Genomic DNA, 26,693 nt, shown 5'->3' with positions numbered 1-26,693 from the left:
CCTTCCTGCCGGAAAGTGTGCTATAGTAAAGACAATGATGAAAAACAGGAGATGCGTGGAAATGACAAAAAAACTGACTTTCAGAGAGACCATATTTGTAGCCAGCATGCTGTTTGGCATGTTTTTCGGGGCGGGGAATCTGATCTTTCCCGTGTCCATGGGGCAGATGGCGGGCAGCCATATCTGGCAGGCCGCGGCAGGCTTTCTCATTACCGGTGTGGGCCTGCCCCTTCTGGGTGTGGCCGCCCTGGGCATCAGCCGGGAAACAGGACTTCTGGGGCTGGGGAGCCGGGTGGGAAGAGGATACGGTATGTTCTTCACCTGTGCGCTCTACCTGACGATAGGGCCATTTTTTGCTATACCCAGATGCGCCAGTGTCTCCTATACTGTGGGGATGGAAGGCATACTTGCGGGGGAGGGGAGCTTCCTTTTTCAGGCAGCGTTTTCCTTTATTTTCTTTGCGGCGGTCCTGTTTTTTGCCCTCAGGCCAGGGCAGATCATGACATGGATCGGGAAAGTGCTGAACCCTCTCTTTCTTGCATTTCTTGCCGTCCTTGTGGTGCGGGCACTGACTGCGCCCATGGGTGGTGTCCGTGAGGCAATCCCCTCCGGAGACTATGTGGAGAGCGCCTTTTCTACAGGACTACTGGAGGGTTACAATACCATGGATGCTCTGGCGGGGCTTGCCTTTGGCATCGTGGTCATCGATGTCATCAGAGGACTGGGAGTGACAGAGCCGGAAGAGGTGGCGAAAAGCACGGTGAAAGCAGGGATATTCAGCTCTGTACTGATGGCAGTCATCTATCTCCTTGTCTCTGTCATGGGAACCCAGAGCACCGGACAGCTGGAAGTGAGCAGCAACGGCGGGGAAGCCCTGGCCCGGATCGCGGACAGCTACTTTGGCGGCGGCGGCGCCTTTATCCTGGCGGTGATCGTCACGGTGGCCTGCCTGAAGACGGCAGTGGGGCTTATCACGAGCTGTGGGGAAACCTTTGCGGAGATGTTCCCGGGAGGGCCGTCCTATCACGTCTGGGCGGTAGTCTTCTGCGTGGGCTCCTTCCTGGTAGCCAACCTGGGGCTGGATGCCATTATTGCCTACTCCCTTCCGGTCCTGATGTTCCTCTATCCCCTTGCCATCGTGCTGGTCCTGCTGACTCTGACGGGCAGATGGTTTGGGAACGACCCGGTTGTCCTAAGGTGGGCGCTGGGCCTTACGGGCGTGGCCGCCCTGTTTGACGGTCTGGGAGCGCTCCCGGAGGGGACAAGGGCGCTGCTCCATCTGGACGGTCTGACTGCCTCTGCCCTGGAGCTCCTGCCCCTCTCCGGGCAGGGGTTTGGCTGGGTGTGCCCCGCACTTCTTGGAACGGCGATCGGCCTTGCCGTACATGCATATGGAGCAGGCGGAAGGGCCGGGAAGCGTGAAAAGACCGGAGGAGAGCGATGACAAAGATCTGGTACGTGGAAGATGATGCGCAGATATCCTGCATGGTAAAAGAATATCTGGAAGAGAGAGACTGCCAGGTAATGGTGTACGACAGGCCAGAGGCAGTCAGAGAGGCTTTTGAGGCGGAGAAGATCCCGGACCTGCTTATTCTGGACTGGAACATACCGGGCGGCAGCGGGATGGAGCTGTGCCGCTGGATACGGGCCAGATGGCGGGAACTTCCTGTTATCTTTCTTACGGTCCGCGGTGATACACGGGATATTGTGAACGGACTGGGAGGCGGCGCCGATGATTATATGACCAAACCGTTTGAGCTGGAAGTCCTCTATTCCCGTATACTGGCGCTGTTAAGAAGAACAGGGGGCAGCCCGGGCCAAATCCTTGTCTGCGGAGAGATCCGGCTGGACAGAAGCCGGATGGAAGTGCGGAGCGGCGGCAGAAAGGTACCTGTCAGTCAGACAGAATACCAGATCCTTCTGCTTCTGATGGAGAATATAGGAAGGACAGTTACAAGACAGAGCCTGCTGGAACAGGTCTGGGACAGTAACGGCAGCTATGTTAATGACAATACGCTGACTGTGGCTGTGAAACGTTTGCGGGAAAAGCTGGGACACCCGGCATGTTTCAGGACAGTCCGCAGCTTTGGATACAGGATGGAAATGTGAGTGGATAAGGGAGGAACAGGATGCGGGTAAAAAAAGAAAAGGCAGGCGTATTTCTGTCTGTCATGGCCGCTTTTCTGGCAGCAGCTGCACTGCTGACAGTACTGATGGGCAGTTATTTTGCGGAAAGGCAGTTTGACCTTCTGGGAGAGGTCTGCCGGGAAGTGGTGCAGCAGTCGCCGCAGTCCGGCAGTGCTGTGATCAATGCGCTGAAGAGTGCAGGTGAGGCCGGTGAAAGGACAGGGGCAGAGTACCTGCAGGGTTACGGCTACAGTGCGGATGATTTTGATAAGGGGTACAGCAGGATGTATGCAGCGGCAGGGACGGGCTTCCTGGCTGCGTGCCTGCTGTTTCTTTCTGCCTTTTTTCTGGAGAGAAGGAGGACGGCCCGGCAGGTGGAAGCGCTGATCCGGTATCTGGAGCAGGCCGGTACCGGACAGCAGGGGCTGCTGGGGCGGCGCCGGGAAGATGCATTTTCCGGGCTGAGAGATGAGATGTACAAGACAGTGACAGCCCTGCAGCAGACAAGGGACAGGGCCCGGGAGACAAAAAATATGTTTGCCGTGAACCTGGCAAATATAGCTCATCAGATGAAGACGCCGGTAACGGCCATCTCTCTGTGCATACAGAGGATGAAGGAGAAGAACACGCTGGAGTATCTGGCCTCCGTGGAGCGGCAGATTGACCGCCTCACCTGTCTGGAGGAGGCGCTGCTTCTGATGTCCCGCATGGATGCCGGAGTGCTGGAGTTTCAGAAAAAAGAGGTGGATGTGTTCACTGTCCTTGAAATGGCGGCGGAAAATCTGGAGGATCTGAGCCTGAGGAAAAAGGTGGCTGTCCATGTGCCGGAGCAGCCGCCGGTCTGCGCCTGGCTGGATCCGGACTGGACTGTGGAGGCGGTTATGAATCTGATGAAGAACTGCCTGGAACACAGCCCGGAAGGAGGCGCTGTTTGCTGTGACTGGGAGGACAATCCTCTCTATGTCCGGATCCGTATATGGGATGAGGGGAAAGGATTTTCCGGGAAAGATCTGCCCCACCTGTTTGAGCGGTTTTACAGGGGAGAAGAGGCCGGGAGGGATGGCATCGGCATCGGACTTTACCTGGCAAAGGAGATCCTGGAAGCACAGAACGGAGCCCTGGAGGCATACAACAGGCCCGGCGGGGGAGCCTGCTTTGAGATCCGGCTGTACCATCGTTAGATAACTTTTTCCATAAAATGCTGTCACCGGAATGTCACTTTGTTCTGTTATGATAAAGAAAAATGGCGATGGACCATCAGACAGAAAAAACAGGGAGGCGGCTATGGAGATTGTAAAATGTGTCGGAGTAAAAAAGGTATACGGAGAGGGAGAGGCTCAGGTGGAAGCCCTGCGGGGCATTGATCTGACTGTGGAGAGCGGGGAGTTCCTGGCAGTGGCAGGCGCGTCGGGCTCGGGCAAATCCACGCTCCTTCACATTCTGGGGAGTGTGGATAAAGCCACGGAGGGAGAAGTCCTTGTGGGCGGAACGGACATTGGCAGGCTTTCTCCCAGGGAAGCAGCCCTGTACCGGAGAAGGAAAGCAGGGCTTATCTATCAGTTCTATAATCTGATCCCTTCCATGACAGTAGAAAGAAATATACAGATGCCCCTTCTTCTTGACAAAAGAAAGCCGGATCCCGCGTATTTCCGTCAGATCGTGGAGATGCTGGGGCTTGAGGAAAAGCTGAAAGCGCTGCCCTGGCAGCTCTCCGGCGGGCAGCAGCAGAGAGCGGCCATCGGGAGGGCTCTCATGGCCAGGCCACTGCTCCTTCTTGCCGACGAGCCTACGGGAAATCTGGACCGGAGAAATGCCAGGGAGATCATGGATCTTTTCCATCTCTTTCACAGAAACTTTCACCAGACTATTCTTCTTGTCACCCATGATGAAAAGCTGGCCCTTGAGGCGGAGCGCATCATCACGCTGGAAGACGGGCAGATCGTCAGCGACAGAAAGGTAAGGTGAGAACTATGTGGAAGGAGTATTCAAAAGGATATCTGAAGCAGAACAGATCAGCCGGGGTTTCTGTCATGGCGGCGGCCCTGCTGGCCGCTTTTTTTCTGTCCCTGCTCTGTAGTCTCTTTTATAATTTCTGGGCCTATGATGTGGAGAGGATCCTTTTGGAAGAGGGGGACTGGCATGTGCGCATTGCGGGATCCTTTGACCGGGAGGATCTGGAGCTGATCCGGGGATTTTCCGGGGTTGACCGGGCTGAGATAAATGAAGGACTTTCGGAAGACAAGACTGTGGTGGAGCTGCGCTTTGAGGATATGGGGGACGTATACAAGGAGACTGCTCTGATCTGCGGGAAGCTGGGGATTGATATGGCGGATGTATCCTGGCACGAGACACTTCTGTCCAGGTATTTTATCACAGATCCCCGGGACAGCGAGCCGCCTCTGCTTCTGCCTTTCTTTGCCGCGGTGCTGCTGGTCCTGTGTGTGTCTCTTGTTCTGGTGATCCGCACGGCCTTTGAGATCTCCATGCAGGCCAGGGTGCGCCAGTTCGGCATCTTCTCCAGCATTGGAGCCACACCGGGACAGATCCGGCTGTGCCTTGTGCAGGAGGCGGCCGCCCTCTGCGCGCTGCCTGTACTCGCAGGGATCCTGCTTGGAACTGCGGGCTGTGCCGGTATTCTGGAGGCTGTCAACAGATTTGCGGCAGATTTGCCGGGCAGACACGAAGCTGTTTTCCAGTACCACCCCGCTGTGCTGCTGGTTACAGCCATATCTGCCGTGCTGACGGTACTCTGTTCTGCCTGGGCGCCGGCGCGGAAACTTTCCAGGATGACGCCCCTCCAGGCGCTGCGTGAGCCGACGGGGCTGCAACTGAAGAAAAAAAGCCGCCAGAGGATCCTGGGAAGTCTGTTCGGGATCGAGGGGGAGCTGGCGGGAAATGCCCTGAAGATGCAGAAGAAAGCCCTGCGCATCTCCAATCTGTCTCTCACGCTGTCTTTCCTCGGATTTACGGCTATGCTGTGCTTTTTTACCCTCTCCGGGATCAGTACCAGATACACCTATTTTGAAAGGTACCAGGACGCCTGGGATGTGATGGTGACAGTGAAAGACACAGATCTGGCAGATTTTTCCCTGTCGGAGCAGGTCAGGAAAATTCCGGGAGTCCGAGGCAGCATTTCCTATCAGAAGGCGGACGGTACGGTGTTGCCGGGGGAGGACTGGTTCAGTGACAGGCTGGTAGAGGCTGGCGGATACAAGGTTCTTGCCGGGACGGAAAGTGACGGGCAGATCCCCTCCCAGGTGGTGGTCATGGACGATGCAAGCTTTCTGGAATACTGCCAGCAGATCGGAGCGGAGCCGGGCGTCTGGGGAACGGTTGTGCTGAACCGGATCTGGGACAGCACCAGCAGCAGTTTCCGGGAGCGTGCGTATATTCCCTTTGTAAATGAAGAAAAAGAAACGCTTGCCATGGGCGGGGAGGACGGAGCCACGCTGGATATACCGGTCCTTTCCTACACAGAGGAAGCGCCGCTCCTCAGGGAGGAGTATGAAGATTATGCCCTGGTGCAGTTTATGCCCCTCTCTTTGTGGGAAACGCTTCCCGGGCAGGCGCTGGACAAAGACAGAGATACCTTTATACGCATACTGGGGCCGGAGGGGGCGGATCTGCAAGCTCTGGATGAGATAGAAAAACAAGTGACAGAGCTGCTGACCCCTTCCCTGGAGGTGGAGAGCGAGAATCGGATCCAGGAGAGGCTGACCAATGACCAGATGCTCCAGGGGGCGCAGATGATAGGCGGAGCTTTCTGTGTGCTTCTGGGAGTTATCGGTCTTGCCGGCATTTTCACAAATACATTCGGATTCTTACGGCAGAGAAAAAGAGAATTTGCCCGGTATCTGGCTGTGGGGATGGACAGCAGGGAGATGAGAAAAATCTTCTGCATTGAAGCGGCGGTCATTGCCGGTCGGCCCATTCTGCTGGGACTTGGCATCACAGTGCCTGTAACTGTCTTTATGACCAGCGCCAGCCACCTGGAGCTCTCTGTCTTTCTTGAGGAAGCGCCGTTTGTGCCAGTGTCGGTCTACGGGGCATGTATCGTCCTTGCCGTAGCCCTGGCCTACTGGCTGGGGGTGAGGAGGCTGACTGGCAGTGACCTGAGCGGATGCTTAAGAGATGACGCTCTGAACTGACGGAAAGAAATACTATATAATATATAAGTTGAAGGCGCCTCTTCCTGCGTGTTATACTTGAAAAACAAACAGGAAGGGAGCCTTTTCATATGCCCAGAGGACAGAACCAGAAACTGAAGCTTTACTATCTCGCGAAGATCATGCTGGAGAAGACGGACGATGATCACTACCTGACCATGCCGGAGATCCTGGAAGCGCTGCGCTCCTATGAGGTGACGGCGGACCGGAAGAGCATCTACACGGACCTGAAGGACCTGGAGCATCTGGGGATCGAGGTGGAGGGGGAGTCCTGGGGCAGATCCTACCGCTACCACGTGGTGGGCCGGCAGTTCGAGATGCCGGAGCTGAAGCTGCTGGTGGACGCCATCCAGTCCTCCCGGTTCATCACGGCAAAGAAATCCAACGAGCTCATACGGAAGCTGGAGAGCCTGGTCAGCGAGTACGAGGCCAGGGAGCTGCAGCGCCAGGTCTACGTGTCCGGCCGCATCAAGACCATGAACGAGAGCATCTACTACACGGTGGACGCTATCTACAGCGCCATTGCCAGCAACAGGAAGATCCTCTTCCAGTATTTTCAGTGGAATGCAAAAAAGGAGATGGAGCTGCGCCACGGCGGCGCCGTTTATAAGATAAGCCCCTGGGGACTTGCCTGGGACAATGAGAACTACTACCTGGTAGGATATGACTCGGAAGCGGACATGATCAAGCACTACCGGGTGGACAAGATGCTGCGCATCCGCATGTCCGACGAGGAGAGAGAGGGGCGGGAGCGCTTCAGGGGGCTGGACATGGCGGCCTACACGAAGAAAAGCTTCGGCATGTTCGGCGGCCGGGAGGAGCAGGTAAAGCTGCTGGTGCACAACCGCCTGGCCGGAGTGATCATTGACCGGTTCGGGAAGGATATCATGATGATACCGGCGGATGAAGAGCATTTCACGGTCCATGTGGACGTGGCGGTGAGCGGCCAGTTCATCAGCTGGGTCTTCTCCCTGGGAGACGGGGTAAAGATCCTGGGACCGGAGCCTGTGGTGGAGCAGATACACCGGGAGATACGCCGGCTCACGGAACAGTACGGAGTGTGAGGTGGCATTTTTATAGGACAGCTTTCGGATTACACTGAGTTTAAAGATAAGAAAACTTGGTTGTAGAAGGGAGCTGTTCTTTTTATGAAAGGTTACAATACAGACAAAGGCTATATGGGATATGTGGAGGGCAGGTACATGTTGTTCGCAAGCGAGGAAGAGTACTACGATTACATGGAGGACTAAAAAGAATAAAAATAAGAAGGAATAAAAATTTCGCAGGAGGTCAGTCTATTTTGTAAAAATAGATTGACTTCTTTTTTTTGTCGTTGTATACTACCTTTCGTAGACGACTTTCGCACAGTGAAGTGAGAAATTTTTAAAGTATAAAAGCAACAGGGAGGAATAAGAGATGCAGTTGAAAAAAGCAGCGGCAATCCTGATGGTGATGACAATGACTGCCGGTCTTGCGGCATGTGGGAGCGAGTCATCGTCAGACGGAAACGGGAGCGGTGATGATCCGGGAAAATATGTGATCGGCATCTGTCAGCAGATGGAGCATCCATCTCTGGATGACGCGACGGCAGGCTTCCAGGATGCATGTAAGGAACTGTTCGGTGAGGACAATGTAGAGTTTGATGTGCAGAACGCGCAGGGGGAGCAGACCATGTGCTCCACCATCATGAATAATTTTGTTTCTTCTGACGTGGACCTGATCCTGGCCAATGCCACCCTGCCGCTCCAGACAGCGGCCCAGGCCACAGCGGACATTCCTATTCTTGGAACCTCTGTGACAGACTACGGCAGCGCCCTTGGCATAGATGACTGGACAGGGATCACAGGGGTGAACATCTCGGGTACCAGCGACCTGGCCCCCATCTCTGAGCAGGAGGACGTGATGATGGAGCTCCTGCCGGATGTAAAGACCGTTGGCATCCTCTACTGCTCCGCGGAGTCCAACTCCAAGTACCAGGCGGAGATGTTTGAGAAGGAGCTGGAGGAGGACGGCGTGGACTACAAGGAGTACACGGCGGCGGACTCCAATGAGATCCAGTCTGTTGTGACCAGCGCGGTCCAGGAGGTGGACGCCATCTACATCCCGACAGACAACACCATGGCAGCCAACCCGGGCATCATCGACAATATCTGCCGGCCGGCAAAAGTCCCGGTAGTGGCCAGCGAGCAGGGCACATGCAGCGTGGCGGGGATAGCCACTCTGTGCATCAGCTACTATGAGCTGGGGTACACCACAGGCGAGATGGCCTATGACATCCTTGCAAACGGCGAGGACATCACGTCCATGGAAGTGCAGACAGCACCGGAGCCGACCAGGATGTACAATCCGGAGATATGTGAGGAGCTGGGCATCACGGTCCCGGAAGGATACGAGCCCATTGAGTCCGCATCTGCGGCAGAATAAGAGAAGAAAGGCAGAGGCAGAAAAATGATAGCAGAATATTTTCTTTCCCTGGACCCCCTGGCGCTGCTGCGGGCAATGCCGGGAACAGCGGCACAGGGGATCATATGGGGCATTATGGCACTGGGAGTTTATATAACCTACCGCATCCTTGATTTCCCGGACCTTACAGTGGACGGGTCTTTAGCTACAGGAGCGGCGACGGCGGTCATGCTGATCCAGGGAGGGATGAGCCCGGCGCTCTCCCTCGTGTTTGCACTGCTGGCAGGCATGGCGGCGGGGATGGTCACGGGCCTTCTCCACACGGGCCTTGGCATACCGGGGATCCTGGCCAGTATCCTGACCCAGGTATCCCTGTATTCCGTGAATCTGGGGATCATGGGGAAATCCAACCAGGGTATCAGCCTGACCCAGCAGGGGCTGGTGGCCTCCTCCAGATATGTGACAGGAGATGACAGAGTCTTTTTCTTCCTGAAGCTGATCCTGGGATGTCTGATCCTGGTGGCCATCGTCTACTGGTTTTTCGGGACCGAGATGGGCGCTGCCATCAGGGCCACGGGCTGCAATCCGCAGATGGCCCGGGCCCAGGGCATCAACACCAACTATACAAAGGTGCTGGCTCTGACCATATCCAATGGCCTGGTGGGCCTGTGCGGAGGCATCCTGGCCCAGTATCAGGGAGCGGCAGATGTAAATATGGGGCGTGGAGCCATCGTCATCGGGCTGGCAGCCGTGATCATCAGCGAAGTGATATTTGGCAGGCTCTGTGCGGGCAAAAAGATTGCCTTTGCCTACACGCTGGCCGCGGTGTTCGTGGGAGCCATCCTCTACTACGTGGCGTACGCGCTGGTACTCTGGCTGAAGATGCCTTCAGACTATATGAAACTGTTCTCCGCGCTTGTTGTTGCGGTGTTCCTGGCTGTGCCCTACTTAAAAGGCCGCTGGGCAGTGAGAAGGAGGGCCTAGGAAATGGGATACATGCTTGAGATAAAAAACATCCACAAGACATTCAACAAGGGGACGATCAACGAAAAGAAAGCCCTCGACGGAGTGGACCTGAACCTGACCCCGGGAGATTTTGTCACCATCATCGGTGGGAACGGAGCCGGGAAATCGACGACACTGAACGCCATAGCCGGAAGCTGGCTGGTGGACGAGGGGAATATCATCATAGACGGAGTGGACATTACCCGGCTGCCGGAGCACAAGAGAGCCGTCTATCTGGGGCGGGTGTTCCAGGATCCCATGACCGGCACCGCCTCCACCATGTCCATTGAGGAGAACATGGCCATCGCTGCCAGGAGAGGACACAGAAGAGGACTCAGATGGGGGATTTCCAGAAAAGAGAGAGAAGAGTTCAAGAAAAAGCTGGCGGCTCTGGGACTGGGGCTGGAGGAGCGCATCTCCACCAAGGTGGGGCTCCTGTCCGGCGGGCAGAGGCAGGCCGTGACCCTTCTCATGGCGGCCATCAAGAAGCCCAAGCTTTTGCTCCTGGACGAGCACACGGCTGCCCTGGACCCGAAGACGGCGAAGAAGGTGCTGGAGATTTCCGACAAAATTATCGAGGAGAACCAGCTCACGGCCATGATGGTTACCCACAATATGAAGGACGCCATCGCCCATGGCAACCGCCTCATCATGATGCACGAGGGACGCGTCATCTACGATGTGTCCGGCGAGGAGAAGCGGCAGCTCCATGTGTCTGACCTGCTGAAGAAATTCGAGGAGGTCAGCGGCGGAGAGCTGGACAATGACAGGATGATGCTGGGGTAGAGCGGATACAGGATATGAAAAAAGAAGCCCGACAGATGACGGGCTTCTTTTTTATGCCTTTTTAAATGATATCGTTTCTTCTGATGTATCCCGGTTCATTGGGGTCAGCCACAACCTCTTTCACGTGAGTGATCTTGGCGTGCTTATCCGCCACAATGTTCTCCAGGTGGACATCCGTGTCCACGATGACATCGGGAAGGAGCACGCAGTTTTTCACGACAGCCCCCTTCTTGATGACGCATCCGCGGCCAATGACAGAGTTCTCGATGGTTCCCTCGATGAGACAGCCGTTTGACACGATAGAGTTCTTTACATTGGAGCCCTCGAAATACTGGGTCGGACAGGAGTCATTGGTCCTCGTGTAGATGGGCCACTCATCCTCGAAGAGGCTGAGAGCCATCTTAAAGTCAATGAGGGAGATGTTCGCGTCATAATAGCTCTTGAAGTCGGTGATGGAGGCAAAGTATCCCCGGTGGGAGACGCCCCGTACATCCAGTTCCTCGCAGGCCACGTTCACGATGTCCGCCAGGCTGTACATGGAGGAGGTCTTGTGAGCCTTGCTCACCAGGTCGATGAAGAGCTCCTTTGACATCACATATGTGTCCATGAAGATGTGACGGTTCTTTGCGGTGCCCCGGTTCATCTCCAGAGACAGGACGCCCTTCTGCTTGTTCAGATTGACTGTGTTGCAGTTCAGGAAGTGCTCCTTTGCGTCGTCTGTGGAGTGATAGAGGAGAGTGATGTCCGCCTCGGAGTCGATGTGGGTCTGGAGCAGCTCGCTGAAATCCTGTGAGTAGATCATGTAGCTGGGCGCAATGACCACATAGTCGCAGTTTACATTGCGGATGCACTCCATATTTTCCTGGAAGGCGGCGATATCGTTGTTGTAGATATCGTGCTCCAGACCTGTCTCCGAGAACAGGATGTGGAGCCTTCCGCGCTTGGAGTTAATGTTATAGTGACGCCCGGTTCCCAGGTGCTCTGCCAGAGAACGGGGTTTTCTGCGGATATATACCTGGATCTGGTCAATGCCGCTGTTGCTCATATTTGAGATGGGGAAATCGATGACGCGGTACCGTCCCAGGAAGGAGAAGGCGCCGATAGGGCGGTAAGCCTGCATCCCCTCTACCCAGATGTGGTTTCCGGAAAAGTTTACAATACCAAATGCTTTCGCCATATTACTCAACCCCCTTTACGCGTTTGGAGACCAGCTCGATATGCTCACTGTCAGCGCTGCCGACCTGTGCCTCTTTTCCAATCTTTACGTTGTCAGCTACGAGAGCGCGCTGGACAACAGCACCTTCCGCAACCTCCGCGCCCGGCATGAGCACGCTGTCGATAATCTTCGCGCCTGCGCCCACTCTTGCCCCGGTAAACAGAACGGAGTTCTTGACGGAACCCTCGATGACACAGCCCTGCGTGATGAAGGCTCTGTCGATCTCGGCATCAGGACCTATGTACTGTGGGAGCGCCACCGCGTCCTCCGTGTATATCTTCCAGGTGGAGTCATTCAGGTCCAGCTCATTGTTCTTGTCCAACAGGTCCATGTTTGCCTCCCACAGGGAGTCGATGGTCCCCACATCCTTCCAGTAGCCCTTGAACTTGTAGGCCACCAGCTTTTTGCCGTCATTCAGCATGGCGGGTATGATGTCCTTGCCGAAGTCATGGCTGGAGTCCGGATCTTTCATGTCGGCCGTCAGCATCTTGCGGAGCAGCTTCCAGTTGAAGATGTAGATGCCCATGGAAGCCAGATTGCTCTTGGGCTCGGCCGGCTTCTCCTGGAATTCCACGATGCGGCCCTCCTCGTCCGTGTTCATGATGCCGAAGCGGCTCGCCTCTCTCATGGGAACCTCGATGACGGCGATGGTGGCATCTGCGTCATGCTCCTTGTGGTAGGCCAGCATCTTTGCGTAGTTCATCTTGTAGATGTGGTCGCCGGAGAGGATGAGAAGGTACTCCGGAGAGTAGGAGTCTATAAAATCAATATTCTGTGAGATGGCGTCTGCGGTTCCCCTGTAGACGTTCAGATCCACGTCCGCTTTCTCGCGGGGCGGGAGTACGTACACACCGCTGTCCCTCGCGTCCAGTCCCCAGCGGCGTCCCGCTGCCACATAGCTGTTCAGCTGAATGGACTCATACTGTGTGAGGACTCCGACTACATCAATGCCGCTGTTGGCACAATTGCTGATGGGGAAATCGATGATCTTGTATTTACCGCCATATGAAACGGCAGGCTTGGCAACCTTATTGGTCAGCTCGTGCAGCCTTGAACCACGGCCGCCGGCTAAAATCATGGCTAACATATTGTTCTGTTTCATAATATGCGCCCTCCTCCTTTACTGTGATATACAATATTATATAATTCTTGAGCGGCACTTTCCATAATAATTTGTGAAAAATTTAAGAAAATTTGTAAAAAATGATGCGAAAACAGGGGTATAATTTTTTTTATCTGTGGAAAATTAAAAAAAATCAACTGAGAGTAGAAAAAAAGTTGCAGTTGGAGTGAATTTAATGTATGGTATTGGGAAAGAGCTGATTGTCTTTGAATTAACAAAGAGACAAAGAAATGAAATGGGGAAAAGTATGCAGAAAAAATTTAAAAAAGCAGTAAGTCTGGAAGCGTTTGTCTTCCTGGCGGTCTTTATTGCCATTTTCGGAGGACTGGCGGCCGTGATGGGCGGAGCCAACATGATGCAGACACTTATGAACACAGCCTATCAGCTTCTGATCGACACGGTATTCAATATCATGGCCATCGCGGTCATCGCCGGCGCGGCTTCGGGAGCCCTCTCGGAGTTTGGTGTGATCGCGCTTGTAAACAAGGCGATCACACCGCTGATGAAGCCGCTGTACGACCTGCCCGGCGCGGCTTCTCTGGGGATCATGACCACGTATCTGTCAGATAACCCGGCGATCCTGGGCCTGGCGGAGGACACCAATTTCCGGAAGTATTTCAAAAAGTATCAGCTTCCGGCGCTGACTAACCTGGGGACGGCGTTTGGAATGGGACTCATCGTTACCACCTTCATGCTGGGCATCAGCCTTCCGGGAGAGAATGTGGGAATGGCGGCCCTCATCGGAAATGTGGGCGCTATCATCGGAAGTATCATCAGCGTGCGGATCATGATGCTCTTTACAAAAAAGGAATTCGGTGTGACAGAGTACTGCATGCCGGAGGCGGAGGGGGAGTCCATTGACGACCTCCTCAACAAGCGTCAGGTACGAGGCGGCAGTGTGGGAGGAAGACTCCTGGAGTCCCTGCTGGACGGCGGAAAGAACGGTGTGGATGTGGGTATGGCCATCATCCCCGGCGTCCTGGTCATCTGCACGATCGTGATGATGCTTACCAACGGCCCTTCTGCCGACGGTACATATACAGGAGCGGCCTACGAGGGAGTGGCACTCCTTCCCTGGCTGGGAGAAAAGATCGACTTCATCCTGACTCCGCTGTTCGGGTTCTCCTCCGCCTCTGCCGTGGCAGTGCCGGTTACGGCCCTGGGAGCGGCGGGAGCAGCCATCGGCCTTGTGCCGGACATGGTGTCCGCAGGATCTGTCCATGCAAATGACATCGCGGTGTTTACAGCTATGTGTATGTGCTGGAGCGGCTACCTGAGCACACATGTGGGAATGATGTCAGCCCTGAAGTGCCCGCACATGACGGGAAAGGCGATCATCAGCCATACCATCGGCGGCCTGTGCGCCGGTGTGGCGGCAAACTTCCTGTTCAAACTGGTAACTATGATATAATGGCCACGGCGTGGTTATTATACATGCGGCGGAAAGACATACAGCTCAGCAAAAAAGGACTATGCACCTGCACAGTCCTTTTTGTTTTGCTTTTTTTATTTTGTCAGGACCTCCACGCCGGTCTCTGTGACAAGCACCATATATTCCACCTGGGCGGACAGGCCGTCGTCGATGGTGTAGACAGTCCAGCCGTTCTCCTCGTCGATGAAAAAGTCCGGACTCCCCTCGTTGATCATGGGCTCGATGGTGAACATCATGCCGGGCACCAGGATCATCTCGCTTCCCTTGGGCGTGACGTAGCTGACGAAGGGTTCCTCGTGGAACTCCAGGCCGATGCCGTGGCCGCCGATGTCCTCCACCACAGAGTAGCCGTTGGCCTGTGCGTGGGAATTGATGGCCCAGGCGATATCGCCTAAGTGGCCCCAGGGCTTAGCGGCGGCAAGTCCCAGCTCCACGCACTCTCTCGTGACCCGGACAAGCTTCTCTGCCCGGGGAGTGATCTCCCCGATGGTGAACATGCGGGAGGCATCGGAGAAATAGCCATTTAATATAGTAGAGACATCCACGTTGATGATGTCCCCCTCCCGGAGGATCTCGTTTTCATCCGGTATGCCGTGGCAGACCACATTGTTGATGGAGGTGCACACGCTCTTCGGGAAGCCCTCGTAGTTCAGCGGGGCGGGGATGCCTCCGTGAGAGACGGTGTAGTCGTACACCAGCCTGTCTATCTCGGCGGTGCTCATGCCCGCCTTTATGTGGGCGGCCACATGGTCCAGAACCGCCGTGTTCAGGTCGGCGCTCCTTCTGATCTCCCTTATCTGCTCCGGGGTCTTGAGAAGGGACCTGTCCGGGACGATCTCGCCTTTGGCGGCCAGGGACCAGAGTTTGATGTCCAGTTTATCCATAAGTTCGTTACCAGCTTTCTGTTTGATTTCCGGAAACGCAGGGCGCTCCCTTTAACAGTATACTCGTTTTTGGGCGTCAGGTAAAGAGAGGGAAGGGGCGGAAGCCTGTTTTTTCCTTGTACCCCCTTTGAAAATAGGGTATAATATGTTAGGTATAAAAAGGAAGGAGTGATCAGACTATGTTGCGGATAGGAATGCTTACCAGCGGCGGCGACTGTCAGGCGCTGAATGCTGCCATGCGTGGAGTTGTAAAAGGAGTGTGTTCAAAGAGAAATGATGTGGAGATCTATGGGTTCCAGGATGGCTATAAGGGCCTTATTTACTCAAATTTCCAGATGCTCACTTCCAGAGATTTCTCGGGAATACTGACAAGGGGAGGAACCATTCTGGGGACTTCCAGGCAGCCTTTCAAATTAATGAGGGTACCCGACGAAAACGGGCTTGACAAAGTGGAGGCTATGAAGCACACCTATCACAAGCTGAATCTGGATTGCCTTGTGATTTTAGGCGGAAATGGGACGCACAAGACAGCAAACCTTCTCCGAGAGGAGGGGCTGAATGTGATCACGCTTCCGAAGACCATTGACAACGACCTCTGGGGAACCGACATGACATTTGGATTTCAGAGTGCCGTAGACATAGCGACAGATACCATCGACAGGATCCACACCACAGCCACATCCCATAGCCGTGTCTTTATCGTGGAGGTCATGGGACATAAGGTTGGCTGGGTGACTCTTCATGCAGGTATCGCCGGCGGGGCGGATATCATTCTTCTTCCGGAGATTCCCTATGATATCAAGGTGGTCGTGGATGCCATCAAGAAGAGGGCGGCTGAAGGCAAACATTTTACAATCATTGCTGTAGCTGAAGGCGCTATTTCCAAGGATGACGCAAAGCTCTCCAAAAAGGAACTGAAGGCAAAGAAGGCGAAAGAGAATTATCCGTCTGTGGCTTATGAGATCGCAGAGCGGATCCAGAAGAAGATGGATCAGGAAGTCAGGATCACTGTGCCGGGCCACACCCAGAGAGGCGGTTCGCCTTGCCCTTACGACAGAGTGCTGGCCACCAGACTGGGAGCTGCGGCCGCGGAGCGGATCCTGGAGGGAGATTTCGGCTATATGATGGCGATAAAGAGCGGCGAGATCACGAAAGTGCCTCTTGCGGAAGTGGCAGGAAAGCTGAAATGTGTGGACCCGGAGGCCGGCATCATCCAGGAAGCCAGGATGACAGGTATCAGCTTCGGGGATAGATAATATGAAAGAGACTGATAAGAAGGAGTGCAGCAGATGAGCTACACAGCGTTATACCGGAAATTCCGACCCAGTGAGTTTGAGGATGTCAAAGGGCAGGATGCGATCGTAACTACATTAAAAAATCAGATACAGACAGACAGGATCGGACATGCCTATCTCTTCTGCGGGACAAGGGGAACAGGTAAAACTACGGTGGCGAAGATATTTGCAAAAGCTGTCAACTGCCAGCACCCGGTGGAGGGAAGCCCCTGCGGTCAGTGTGACATGTGCCGGTCCATAGCGGCCGGCACTTCTATGAATGTGATCGAGATCGACGCGGCGTCCAACAACGGCGTGGACAACATCCGGGAGATCCGGGAGGAAGTGGCCTACCGCCCCACGGAAGGGCGGTACAAGGTCTACATCATCGACGAGGTTCATATGCTGTCCATAGGAGCTTTCAACGCGCTTTTAAAAACGCTGGAGGAACCGCCGGAATACGTCATTTTTATTCTGGCAACGACAGAGGCTCACAAGATACCGGTGACCATCCTGAGCAGATGCCAGCGGTATGATTTCAAGAGGATCTCCATCGAGACCATTTCCGGAAGGCTGCGTGAGCTGATCGAAAAGGAGAACCTGGATGTAGAGGACAAGGCGGTGCGCTATATCGCCAGGATGGCTGACGGCTCCATGAGAGATGCCCTGAGCCTTCTTGACCAGTGCACAGCCTTTTATATCGGTCAGCGTCTCACCTACGACAATGTCCTGGAAGTGCTGGGCGCGGTGGATGCGGACGTGTTCAGCCGTCTGCTGCGTGAGCTGCTGGAGCGGGATGTGAAAAAAGTCATCGAGACCGTGGATGAGCTGGTCATGCAGGGGCGGGAGCTGTCCCAGATGGCGGCGGACTTTACCTGGTATCTGCGGAACCTTCTCCTGGTGAAAAGTTCGGAGGAGATGGAGGATGTGCTGGATGTGTCCACGGAGAACCTGGCCAGGATCAAGGAAGAATCCCAGATGATCGAGACGGATGAGCTGATCCGCTATATCCGCATCTTTTCTGAGTTGACGGGCAAGCTGAAATATGCGGCCCAGAAGAGGGTGCTGCTGGAAGTCACCTTTATCCGCCTGTGCCGTCCCCAGATGGAGACAAGCCAGGACACCCTTCTGTCCAGGATACGGGCCCTGGAGGCGGAAGTGCAGAAGATGAGCGAGGTGGGAGTGGCCGCTGCGCCGGGACAGACGGTCCGGGTGGTCAGAGAGGAAGCCAGGGAACCTGCGCCGGCGCCGAAGCTTCCCAAAGCGCTCAGCGAAGACGTGAAGGCAGTGGCGGCAGATTTCAGGTCCGTGGCCCAGGAGGCTTCCCCCATGCTTCGGAGCTATCTGAAGAAGGCCCGCCTGACTGCAGGGGAAAATGACCGGCTCATGATCGTCCTGGAGGACGAGGTGAGCGCTGCCTTTGTGGCGAAACCGGAGCACCGGGAAGAGATCGAGAGGCTGATCGCCGAGAAGACAGGCAAGCAGATGGAGGTGGATGTCCGCCAGGTGGAAGAGGGCAGACGCTTCGAGGACAGCTTTGTGGATATTGAGAAGCTGATCCATATGGATATTACGATAGAAGATTAAGGAGGAATATTATGGCAAGACGCGGAGGATTTCCGGGAGGCATGCCCGGAAACATGGCAAATCTTATGAAGCAGGCGCAGAAAATGCAGCGCCAGATGGAAGAGCAGGCAAAGGAGATGGAGACAAAAGAGTTCACTGCCACAGCCGGTGGCGGGGCAGTGGAAGTGACTGTGTCCGGTACCAAGAAAGTGCTGAAGGTAAAACTGGACGAAGAGGCAGTGGATCCGGATGATGTGGAGATGCTGGAAGATATGATCGTGGCAGCTGTGAACGAGGCCCTTGAGAAAGTGGATCAGGAGTCAGCGGCCGGCATGTCCAAATTTACAGGAGGAATGGGCGGCGGGATGCCGGGCCTGTTCTAGGACAGAAGCGGCGGTGAAACAGAATGGATTACTACAGCAGTCAGATAAGCCGTCTCATTGAGCAGTTTTCCAGGCTGCCGGGGATCGGTCCCAAGTCGGCCCAGCGGCTGGCTTTCCATCTCATCAGCATGCCAAAAGAACAGGTCCATGAGCTGGCCCAGTCCATTGTGGAGGCCAGGGACAATGTGCGCTACTGCGCCAAGTGCTGCACGCTGACAGACCAGGAAGTCTGCCCGATCTGCGCCAATCCGGACAGGGATCACAGGACCATCATGGTGGTGGAGACGCCCAGGGACCTGGCTGCCTATGAAAAGACAGGTAAGTACAGTGGGGTCTACCATGTGCTCCACGGGGCCATCTCCCCCATGCTGGGGATCGGTCCCGGAGATATCCGCCTCAAAGAGCTGATGGAGCGACTGCGGGATGATGTGGATGAGGTGATCATAGCGACCAACTCCAGCCTGGAAGGAGAAACCACAGCCATGTATATCAGCAAGCTTATCAAGCCGGTGGGGATCAAGGTGAGTCGGATCGCAAGCGGCGTGCCTGTGGGAGGAGATCTGGAGTATATAGATGAAGTGACGCTCCTTCGGGCGCTGGAAGGAAGAACGGAGATATAGAGGATGGCAGGAAAGAAAAAAGTGACTTCGACAGATATTGCCCGGGCGGCAGGCGTGTCACAGTCTACTGTCTCCATGGTGCTGAACCGGAAGTACAATGTGTCTTTCTCGAAAGAGACGGTCAAAAAGGTGGAGGAGGCAGCGGAAGAGCTGGGCTATGTCCTGCCGAGACGGAAAACACGGAAAGAAAGCCGCCGGGAGAAACTCCTGGTGGTCTTTTGCTCTAACCTCACCAACCCCTACTATGTCATGCTCCTGCAGGGGATCGAACTGCGGGCAAAAGAGCAGGGATACGGACTCTTTGTCTGCAACACCCAGAGAGATCTGCGGATGGAAGAGCGCTATCTGAAAATGATGAATGAGCTGCACCCGGTGGGGATTATCTACACCTGCAATCCCAGCCACTGTTTTATGGACAGGGTGGAAAAGCTGGCGGATGAGATCCCGGTGGTGATCGTCAACAACCAGAATGAGCATCTGAACGTGGATGCGGTGGAGCTGGACAACTCCAAACTTGGCAGGATCATGGCCCGCCATCTACTGGAGTTGGGACACAGAAAAGTTGCTTATATAGCACCTCCGTTGACTGTGCGGCAGAAGCAGAGGTCAAAGCGGGTGGAAGGATTTTTAAAAGAATTCGAGAGAGCCGGGCTTAAGGATCAGGTGATCATCAAGGCTGCAGACGAGGAGATCGATCTGGATATTGCTCACATCGACTCGGAGTACAAGATCGGCTACGAACTCACCAGGGAGCTTCTGGAGGAACAGAGGGATGTGACAGCCATTGTGGGGCTGAACGACATGATCGCCTTTGGGATTCTGGATGCTCTCCAGGAGGCCAAGCTGAAAGTCCCCGGAGATGTGTCTGTCATGGGGTGCGACAACACGCTGTTCGCCAGCATGCACAAAATGTCCCTCACCACCATTGAGCACTTTGTCATCTTTAAAGGCCGGGATGCCTGCGATATCATAATGAAGAAGATTGACAGCAGGAGGGAAAAATACACGGAGGTAGAGCCTATCAGCACCTACCATGTGGAGTATGAACCGAAGCTGATCATCCGGGGGACCACGTCCTATCCGAAGAGCAGAAAAAAGAAAAATTAATGTATTTTGAAAAAATATTAATAATAAAATGTAATTCCGTTTCCTTACAGTAATGAAGCAAACTCCGGAAAAGGATGTTTCCGTCCATGTTAACAAGGATTTAACATGAGATATAGAAAAATAGAATTAATAATTGTACATTATTAATTGAAAGAATTATTAATAAAAAAGACCCCCTATTGACCACCTCCTTTCCTATGGGATATAATTTAGACAAATGGGCTTAGGCCAGACGTTCAACGAATCAAGGAGGAAGAAAAATGAAGTTTTTTATCGACACAGCCAAGGTGGAAGACATTAAAAAAGCAAATGACATGGGTGTTATCTGCGGTGTAACGACCAACCCGTCACTGATCGCAAAAGAGGGCCGGGTGTTCGAGGAAGTGATCGCTGAGATCGCATCTATCGTGGACGGACCGATCAGCGGAGAGGTAAAGGCTACTACCACAGATGCTGAGGGTATGATCAAAGAGGGACGCGAGATCGCAAAGATCCATCCGAACATGGTTGTAAAGATCCCCATGACTGTGGAGGGGCTTAAAGCCTGCAAGCAGCTTACAGCTGAGGGCATCAAGACAAATGTGACCCTGATCTTTACTGCAAACCAGGCGCTTCTGGCAGCAAGAGCAGGCGCCACCTATGTATCTCCTTTCCTGGGACGTCTCGATGACATCTCTGTGAGAGGTGTGGACCTGATCCGTGAGATCGCTGAGATCTTTGCAGTTGCCGGAGACATCGACACACAGATCATCGCAGCCAGCGTCCGCAATCCGATGCACGTGACAGACTGTGCACTGGCAGGCGCAGACATTGCCACAGTTCCCTACGCAGTGATCGAGAAGATGACAAAACATCCTCTGACAGATGCGGGAATTCTTAAATTCCAGGAAGACTACAAGGCAGTTTTCGGAGAATAATACACAAGTAAGGAAACGATAAACACCAGGAGGCATTTTTCATGAACAAATTAGAACTTATGAAGACTGCAAACGAGGTCCGCAAAGGTGTCATCACAGCCACCCACAGCGCGAAGTCCGGTCATCCGGGCGGATCTCTGTCAGCAGCAGATATTTTTACCTATCTTTATTTTGAAGAAATGAACATCGATCCAAAAGATCCCAAAAAGACCGACAGAGACCGCTTTGTTCTCTCCAAGGGCCACACAGCGCCGGGATACTACGCTGCTCTGGCAAACAGAGGGTTCTTCCCGGTAGAGGATCTGACTACACTGCGTCACACCGGTTCCTATCTGCAGGGACATCCGGATATGAAGCACATTCCGGGTGTGGACATGTCCTCCGGCTCTCTTGGACAGGGCATCTCCGCAGCAGTTGGAATGGCTATCTCCGCTAAGCTGTCCGGCGATGATTACCGGGTATACACGCTGCTTGGCGACGGCGAGATCCAGGAGGGACAGGTGTGGGAGGCATCCATGCTGGCAGCCCACAGAAAACTGGACAACCTTGTGGTGATCGTGGACAACAACAACCTCCAGATCGACGGGGCTATCACAGAAGTAAACTCACCTTATCCGATTGATAAGAAATTTGAGGCATTCAACTTCCATGTGATCAACATAGATGGACATGACTTTGACGCCATCGATGCTGCCTTCAAAGAGGCAAAGACAGTGAAGGGCCAGCCTACAGCTATCATCGCAAAGACAGTGAAGGGCAAAGGCGTATCTTTCATGGAGAACCAGGCATCCTGGCACGGAGCCGCTCCCAACGATGAGCAGTACAAGACTGCTATGGAAGAATTAGAAAAGGCAGGTGAAGCATTATGTCAGATGTAAAGAAGATCGCAACAAGAGAAAGCTACGGTAATGCTTTAGTAGAATTAGGAAAGAAACATGCGGATGTCGTTGTTCTGGACGCTGACCTGGCAAACGCCACAAAGACAGGCACATTCAAGAAAGAATTTCCGGAGCGCCACATCGACTGCGGTATCGCTGAGAGCAACATGATGGGCGTGGCGGCAGGTATCGCCACCACAGGCAAGGTTCCCTTTGCCAGCTCTTTCGCCATGTTTGCGGCTGGCCGTGCTTTTGAGCAGGTCCGCAACTCCATCGGCTATCCCAAGCTGAACGTAAAGATTGGAGCTACACATGCAGGTATCTCTGTAGGTGAGGACGGCGCTACCCACCAGTGCAACGAGGACATCGCCCTTATGAGAACGATCCCGGGTATGGTAGTCATCAACCCCTCCGACGACGTGGAAGCGAAAGCAGCTGTTGAGGCAGCTTACGAGCATCAGGGACCAGTATATCTGCGTTTCGGCAGACTGGCTGTGCCGGTGATCAACGACAATCCGGATTATAAATTTGAGCTTGGAAAAGCTGTGACACTGCGGGAAGGAACAGATGTGACCATCATCGCTACAGGTCTTCCTGTATCCGAGTCCCTGGCGGCAGCTGAGAAGCTGGCGGCAGATGGCATCAGCGCGGAGGTCATCAATATCCACACCATCAAACCTCTTGACGAGGAGGCTGTGATCAAGGCAGCAGCCAAGACGGGAAAGATCGTGACAGTGGAGGAGCACTCCATCATCGGCGGCCTGGGAAGCGCTGTCTGCGACGTAGTGGCTGAGAAAGCACCTGCAAAAGTGATGAAGATCGGTATCAACGATACGTTCGGAGAGTCCGGTCCGGCTGTCGAGCTGGTCAAGAAATACGGCCTGGACAGCGAAAGCATTTACACAAAAGTAAAAGAGTTCCTGAAATAAGAGGACAGGATATACAGAAGAGGAGCTGGCTTTTTGGCCGGCTCTTTTTCTATATATAGACACAGAGAAAAAGAGAAACAGTCCGAAAACGTCGAAGGCGGAGGGAAAATAACGTAAATTTCCATGGACAGGCTCCACTAAATGCTAAAATGCGCAAAAACCGTGTGCTATGATAAGCAAAAATATCCAGTGAGGTGAGAGTATATGGAAAGAAAATTTCCCAAAAATGTCAGGCAGGTAGGAAATGTTTCGGATATTCCAAAGATTTATTTGGAAGACTACGTGGATACCTACCTCGATCAGTTGAGGTCGCGGGCCAAGGAAGAGCCCACAGGCGCGCTGCTGCTGGGGGAGAATGCAGTGGTGGAAGGACTGGAATGTGTCTATATAACCGGAGCGGTTCGGATCGAAGAGGTGTCGGAGGAAAATGGCGAAATCTGTATCAGCGACCCGGCCAGGGAGGCGGCTCTCAGAGAGTGTGCAGAGTATTTCCCCGGCAGGGATGTAGTTGGGTGGGCTCTGGCCGCGCCCGGCAGACCCCTTGTGCTCAGCGGCAGTATGGTGCAGATCCACGAGCAGCTGGGCCTGAAGAAAAACAGTATTTTTATTATGAAGCATCCCGAGGAGGATGAGGAGATTTATTTTGCATATAAATTTCACGAGCTGATGCAGATGGGCGGATATTACATATTTTATGAAAAAAATCCGGATATGCAGAATTATATGATCAATACGCGCAAACAGATCGGCGTTACACCCAGTGAAGTGGTTGAGGATCGAGCTGCAAAGAATTTTCGTTCTGCAGTAAAGGAAAAACTCGAGGCGCAGGAGCAGAGGAGCAATTCCCACCTTGTATACCTGACGAGTGTTCTGCTGGTAGTCGTTGTGCTGGCCATCGGTATCTCAGCCATGAATAATTATGACAAAATGAACTCCGTACAGTCCTCCATAGAGACCCTCTCGAAATCTGTACAGGGAAGCAGTGAAAACACAGTGACTGCCGAGGAGGATGTAACTACAGATCAGCAGGAGGAACAGCCGGACGACGCAGACGCCTCAGATGCCGCCGCAGATACCGGGGATGTGCAGACCGGGGATACCGGGGTATCCATCCAGGAGGGGGAGAGCGGAGAGGAGTACTATACCGTGCAGAGAGGTGACACGCTGGATAAGATCAGCCTGAAACTTTACGGGACCACAGATGAGGCGGAGGCTATCTGCAAAATGAACGGCCTTACAGACGGGAACCTGATCTTCATCGGCCAGAAACTGCTGCTTCCCTGATATGAAGGCTGTGACCGGTGAGGCGTGCCCTCGTTGGGATTGCTACTTGAGAACTGGAGGATGTATGTTATAATAACCACATGGACAGCAAACCATAGAAGAAAATGAGGTTGATGTATGAGGCAAAAGATAAGAGACAGATTTCGCATCCTGAGGGACAGAGAGCAGGATCCCGGACAGCAGCCGGGAGAGCTGGAACATGATCCCACCATGCAGGAGCTGGATGCGCAGGTGAAGGACTACAGAAAAAGGACCCGACGGCGGATGATCATCGCAGCTGCGGCTGTGGTCCTGGTTCTGGTGGGGGTGTTTTTAGTGATCAATCTCCAGACCTACACTTCCGTGAGGATCATAGATGTATACGAGGCAGAAGACGCCGGAAACAGCAGTTACCGGGAATTCGGGGACGGAGTGCTCAAGTACAGCCGGGACGGCATTGTCCTGATGGACAGTAAAGGGGAGGAGGTGTGGAACCAGTCTTATCAGATGCAGAATCCGATGGTTTCCGCATTCGGAGATGCCGCGGTTGTGGCGGATAAAGGCGGGAACAGCATGATCGTGGTAGATCAGGAGGGGGTGAAAGGTGAGATCGAGACCACGCTTCCCATAGAAAAAGTGGCAGTGTCCTCCCAGGGAATTGTGGCGGCAGTACTGCACGGGGATGGTGACCCCCAGATCGTCTGCTATGACGCGGCGGGGAATATCCTTGCAGAGCTGGACACCACAGTGACCGGAAACGGCTATCCGCTGGATATCAGTCTCTCGGAGAATGGACAGCTTCTCCTGGTATCTTACATGACCGTGCAAAACGGCCGTACAGTTTCCAATATTTATTATTACAATTTTGGTGAGGCGGGAGCTCAGGCAGAGAACTATGAGGTGCTGACAGATACATATGAAGATGTGATAGCGCCCACTGCCTTTTTTATGGATGGGGATACATCCGCCGTAGTGGGGAATGACAGAGTGCTGATCTACCGGGGGCAGGATACACCCACCCTTCAGAATACCATTGAGCTGGATAAGCAGATTAAAAGTGCTTTCTACAGTCCTTCTTATATAGGACTGGTGCTGAAGAATGAGGGGGAGGCAGGATATGAGCTGCGCCTTTATAATAAGAGCGGCAGCATGGTCATGTCGGAGAAATTTACCGGAGACTACTCGAATGTGAAGATATGCGGCATGCAGGTCATCATGTACGGCGGGACGCAGTGCAGTGTGTTCACCCGGGCTGGCGTTCACAAGTTTGAAGGGGAGATGGATGAGGCGATCCTGGAAATGTTCCCTGTTTTTGGAGTCAATAAATACATAGTGATGAATGCAAACGGGATGGAAGTTGTCCGGTTTGTAAAATAAGGAGAAAATATGGATTGGGTGATCATAGCTACAGGATTGATTTTCCTCATATGCGTAATCGTAGGCCTATACAGAGGAGCGGTCAAGATCGCGGTTTCCCTGGTGGCCACAGTCGTTACATTTATTCTGGTGTTTTTCCTGACGCCCTACGTCAGCCAGGGGATCATGTCAGTTACACCGCTGGATGAGATGATCGAAAGTCAGGCGGAGCAGTCTATCATAGGGATGGCGTCCTCTGTCCTCCAGGGAGAAGGAGATGAAGGCGAGACAGGGCTCACGGTGGAAAACGTGCGGCGGGTCCTGGAGTCTGCCGGCATCACAGAAGCCCAGCTGAACGCGGCGGGCATTACGGTAGAGGATATTGTAAATGGAAATGTTACCAGCGATGAGCTGGCGCAGTATGGCATATCCAGCAGCCTTCTGGACGGATTGCAGGGGGACGACGGAGATGCGGAGAGCGTGCTGGAAGGTGTGGAGATCCCGCGGGATACCCAGATCGCGGCGATAGAGGGGGCGGATATACCAGGCGTGTTCAAAGCACTTCTTCTAAATAACAATAACAGCGAGATGTATGAGGAACTGGGGGCAGAGAACTTTATAGAATATATCTCGGCTTACGCGGCAAGGCTGATCATCAATATTCTTGCTTTTATCCTGACGTTTGTGATCATAACGGTGGTGATGCGGGCCATCATCTTTGCGCTGGATATTGTGGCAAATCTTCCGGTGCTTGGTTTTTTCAACCGTCTTGGCGGGGCGCTGCTTGGGGCGGCAGGCGGACTGATCATCGTGTGGATCCTCTTTATGATCATTACGATGCTGTATACCACCTCCTTTGGGCGGGAGGCTTACGACGTGATCCAGGGAAATGATATTCTCCGGGTGATCTATGAGTACAACCCTGTCCTGAAGATGGCGGTCTCCTTTAAATAAAAAGCCTGAACATAAATAAAATCAAAAAAATGAAAAAAAGCATTGACAGTATGCAAGTATGATGATATTATAAAAATCCACCACGCAAGAGGGTGGATTTTTTGCCGGATAAGAGCAGCGCGGGAGCGTGGTTTAGCAACATCCGCAAAAAAATGTCTTTCAAAAAGAAAGAAAAACTTGAAAAAAGTTGTTGACAAATCGGAAGCGACATGATAGGATATAGAAGTTGTCGCTGAGATGCGAAAACAGAACAAAGAACCTTGATAACTGAACAATAGACAACGACCCTGAAAATTTCTAAGAG

Annotated in this window: 24 protein-coding genes; 21 read left to right on the top strand and 3 right to left on the bottom strand. The window is 53.6% G+C overall.

From position 1 onward, the window contains the following. Positions 1-61 precede the first annotated feature (61 nt). The 9 genes from brnQ (at position 62) to Q5911_RS10240 (ending at position 10,487) form a co-directional block, all read left to right on the top strand. A complete protein-coding gene (gene brnQ, locus Q5911_RS10280; protein WP_303182625.1) occupies positions 62-1,444 on the top strand; it encodes a branched-chain amino acid transport system II carrier protein in 1,383 nt (460 codons plus the stop codon). Further along, positions 1,441-2,109, top strand: a complete 669-nt coding sequence (locus tag Q5911_RS10275) for a response regulator transcription factor (protein ID WP_303182624.1) — start codon at positions 1,441-1,443, stop codon at positions 2,107-2,109. The genes brnQ and Q5911_RS10275 overlap by 4 nt, the downstream gene beginning before the upstream one ends. A 20-nt stretch (positions 2,110-2,129) precedes the next feature. After that, positions 2,130-3,308, top strand: a complete 1,179-nt coding sequence (locus tag Q5911_RS10270; protein WP_303182623.1) for a sensor histidine kinase — start codon at positions 2,130-2,132, stop codon at positions 3,306-3,308. Positions 3,309-3,411: 103 nt separating this feature from the next. After that, positions 3,412-4,092 (top strand): ABC transporter ATP-binding protein, encoded by a 681-nt coding sequence (locus Q5911_RS10265; RefSeq protein ID WP_226395143.1) that lies wholly within the window; start codon positions 3,412-3,414, stop codon positions 4,090-4,092. A gap of 5 nt (positions 4,093-4,097) precedes the next feature. Then, positions 4,098-6,275 (top strand): ABC transporter permease, encoded by a 2,178-nt coding sequence (locus Q5911_RS10260; protein ID WP_303182622.1) that lies wholly within the window; start codon positions 4,098-4,100, stop codon positions 6,273-6,275. A gap of 89 nt (positions 6,276-6,364) precedes the next feature. After that, the gene (locus tag Q5911_RS10255; protein ID WP_303182621.1) at positions 6,365-7,357 is read left to right on the top strand and encodes a helix-turn-helix transcriptional regulator; all 993 of its coding nucleotides are present in this window, start codon (positions 6,365-6,367) and stop codon (positions 7,355-7,357) included. Between the two features lie 352 nt (positions 7,358-7,709). Beyond that, positions 7,710-8,717: an ABC transporter substrate-binding protein gene (locus tag Q5911_RS10250; protein ID WP_303182620.1), complete on the top strand. Its 1,008-nt coding sequence runs from the start codon at positions 7,710-7,712 to the stop codon at positions 8,715-8,717. Between the two features lie 24 nt (positions 8,718-8,741). Next, positions 8,742-9,680: an ABC transporter permease gene (locus tag Q5911_RS10245; RefSeq protein WP_076779642.1), complete on the top strand. Its 939-nt coding sequence runs from the start codon at positions 8,742-8,744 to the stop codon at positions 9,678-9,680. 12 nt (positions 9,681-9,692) lie between these two features. Further along, positions 9,693-10,487 (top strand): ABC transporter ATP-binding protein, encoded by a 795-nt coding sequence (locus tag Q5911_RS10240; RefSeq protein ID WP_303182619.1) that lies wholly within the window; start codon positions 9,693-9,695, stop codon positions 10,485-10,487. A 61-nt stretch (positions 10,488-10,548) separates the two neighbouring features. Here the strand turns inward: Q5911_RS10240 and glgD are convergent, their stop codons facing one another. Beyond that, the gene (gene glgD, locus Q5911_RS10235; protein ID WP_303182618.1) at positions 10,549-11,664 is read right to left on the bottom strand and encodes a glucose-1-phosphate adenylyltransferase subunit GlgD; all 1,116 of its coding nucleotides are present in this window, start codon (positions 11,662-11,664) and stop codon (positions 10,549-10,551) included. Position 11,665: 1 nt separating this feature from the next. Beyond that, the gene (locus Q5911_RS10230) at positions 11,666-12,805 is read right to left on the bottom strand and encodes a glucose-1-phosphate adenylyltransferase (RefSeq protein ID WP_076779633.1); all 1,140 of its coding nucleotides are present in this window, start codon (positions 12,803-12,805) and stop codon (positions 11,666-11,668) included. Between the two features lie 268 nt (positions 12,806-13,073). Between Q5911_RS10230 and Q5911_RS10225 the strand changes: the two genes are divergently transcribed. Continuing rightward, positions 13,074-14,237: a CD0519/CD1768 family membrane protein gene (locus tag Q5911_RS10225; protein WP_303182617.1), complete on the top strand. Its 1,164-nt coding sequence runs from the start codon at positions 13,074-13,076 to the stop codon at positions 14,235-14,237. Positions 14,238-14,332: 95 nt separating this feature from the next. On the opposite strand, the gene map is transcribed toward Q5911_RS10225, so the two are convergent. Further along, positions 14,333-15,142 carry a type I methionyl aminopeptidase gene (map, locus tag Q5911_RS10220; protein ID WP_303182616.1) on the bottom strand — a complete coding sequence of 270 codons (810 nt, stop codon included), beginning with the start codon at positions 15,140-15,142 and terminating at the stop codon, positions 14,333-14,335. 179 nt (positions 15,143-15,321) lie between these two features. Between map and Q5911_RS10215 the strand changes: the two genes are divergently transcribed. The 11 genes from Q5911_RS10215 (at position 15,322) to Q5911_RS10165 (ending at position 26,389) form a co-directional block, all read left to right on the top strand. Further along, on the top strand, positions 15,322-16,398 hold the full coding sequence (locus Q5911_RS10215; RefSeq protein ID WP_281725327.1) for a 6-phosphofructokinase: 1,077 nt from the start codon (positions 15,322-15,324) through the stop codon (positions 16,396-16,398). Between the two features lie 33 nt (positions 16,399-16,431). Then, a complete protein-coding gene (gene dnaX, locus Q5911_RS10210) occupies positions 16,432-18,003 on the top strand; it encodes a DNA polymerase III subunit gamma/tau (RefSeq protein WP_303182615.1) in 1,572 nt (523 codons plus the stop codon). A gap of 11 nt (positions 18,004-18,014) precedes the next feature. After that, positions 18,015-18,365 (top strand): YbaB/EbfC family nucleoid-associated protein, encoded by a 351-nt coding sequence (locus Q5911_RS10205; RefSeq protein WP_076779623.1) that lies wholly within the window; start codon positions 18,015-18,017, stop codon positions 18,363-18,365. A 23-nt stretch (positions 18,366-18,388) separates the two neighbouring features. Then, a complete protein-coding gene (gene recR, locus Q5911_RS10200; protein ID WP_076779621.1) occupies positions 18,389-18,985 on the top strand; it encodes a recombination mediator RecR in 597 nt (198 codons plus the stop codon). Positions 18,986-18,988: 3 nt separating this feature from the next. Continuing rightward, a complete protein-coding gene (locus Q5911_RS10195) occupies positions 18,989-20,092 on the top strand; it encodes a LacI family DNA-binding transcriptional regulator (protein ID WP_076779619.1) in 1,104 nt (367 codons plus the stop codon). 260 nt (positions 20,093-20,352) lie between these two features. Continuing rightward, positions 20,353-21,009 (top strand): fructose-6-phosphate aldolase, encoded by a 657-nt coding sequence (fsa, locus tag Q5911_RS10190; protein WP_076779617.1) that lies wholly within the window; start codon positions 20,353-20,355, stop codon positions 21,007-21,009. A gap of 41 nt (positions 21,010-21,050) precedes the next feature. Further along, positions 21,051-21,887 (top strand): transketolase, encoded by an 837-nt coding sequence (locus Q5911_RS10185; RefSeq protein WP_303182614.1) that lies wholly within the window; start codon positions 21,051-21,053, stop codon positions 21,885-21,887. Continuing rightward, positions 21,875-22,816 (top strand): transketolase family protein, encoded by a 942-nt coding sequence (locus Q5911_RS10180; protein WP_303182613.1) that lies wholly within the window; start codon positions 21,875-21,877, stop codon positions 22,814-22,816. Before Q5911_RS10185 ends, Q5911_RS10180 begins: the two co-directional genes overlap by 13 nt. Before the next feature lie 204 nt (positions 22,817-23,020). Further along, positions 23,021-24,100, top strand: a complete 1,080-nt coding sequence (locus Q5911_RS10175; RefSeq protein ID WP_303182612.1) for a LysM peptidoglycan-binding domain-containing protein — start codon at positions 23,021-23,023, stop codon at positions 24,098-24,100. A 117-nt stretch (positions 24,101-24,217) separates the two neighbouring features. Further along, positions 24,218-25,456: a DUF5711 family protein gene (locus Q5911_RS10170; RefSeq protein WP_303182611.1), complete on the top strand. Its 1,239-nt coding sequence runs from the start codon at positions 24,218-24,220 to the stop codon at positions 25,454-25,456. A gap of 9 nt (positions 25,457-25,465) precedes the next feature. Beyond that, a complete protein-coding gene (locus Q5911_RS10165) occupies positions 25,466-26,389 on the top strand; it encodes a CvpA family protein (protein WP_303182610.1) in 924 nt (307 codons plus the stop codon). The last annotated feature ends 304 nt before the right edge of the window (positions 26,390-26,693 follow it).

The organism is Lachnoclostridium phocaeense (assembly GCF_959599685.1).
Taxonomy (GTDB): Bacteria; Bacillota; Clostridia; order Lachnospirales; family Lachnospiraceae; genus Claveliimonas; species Claveliimonas monacensis.
The sequence above is the reverse complement of the archived record's forward strand: the minus strand, read 5'-3'. Positions and strand labels throughout refer to the sequence as shown.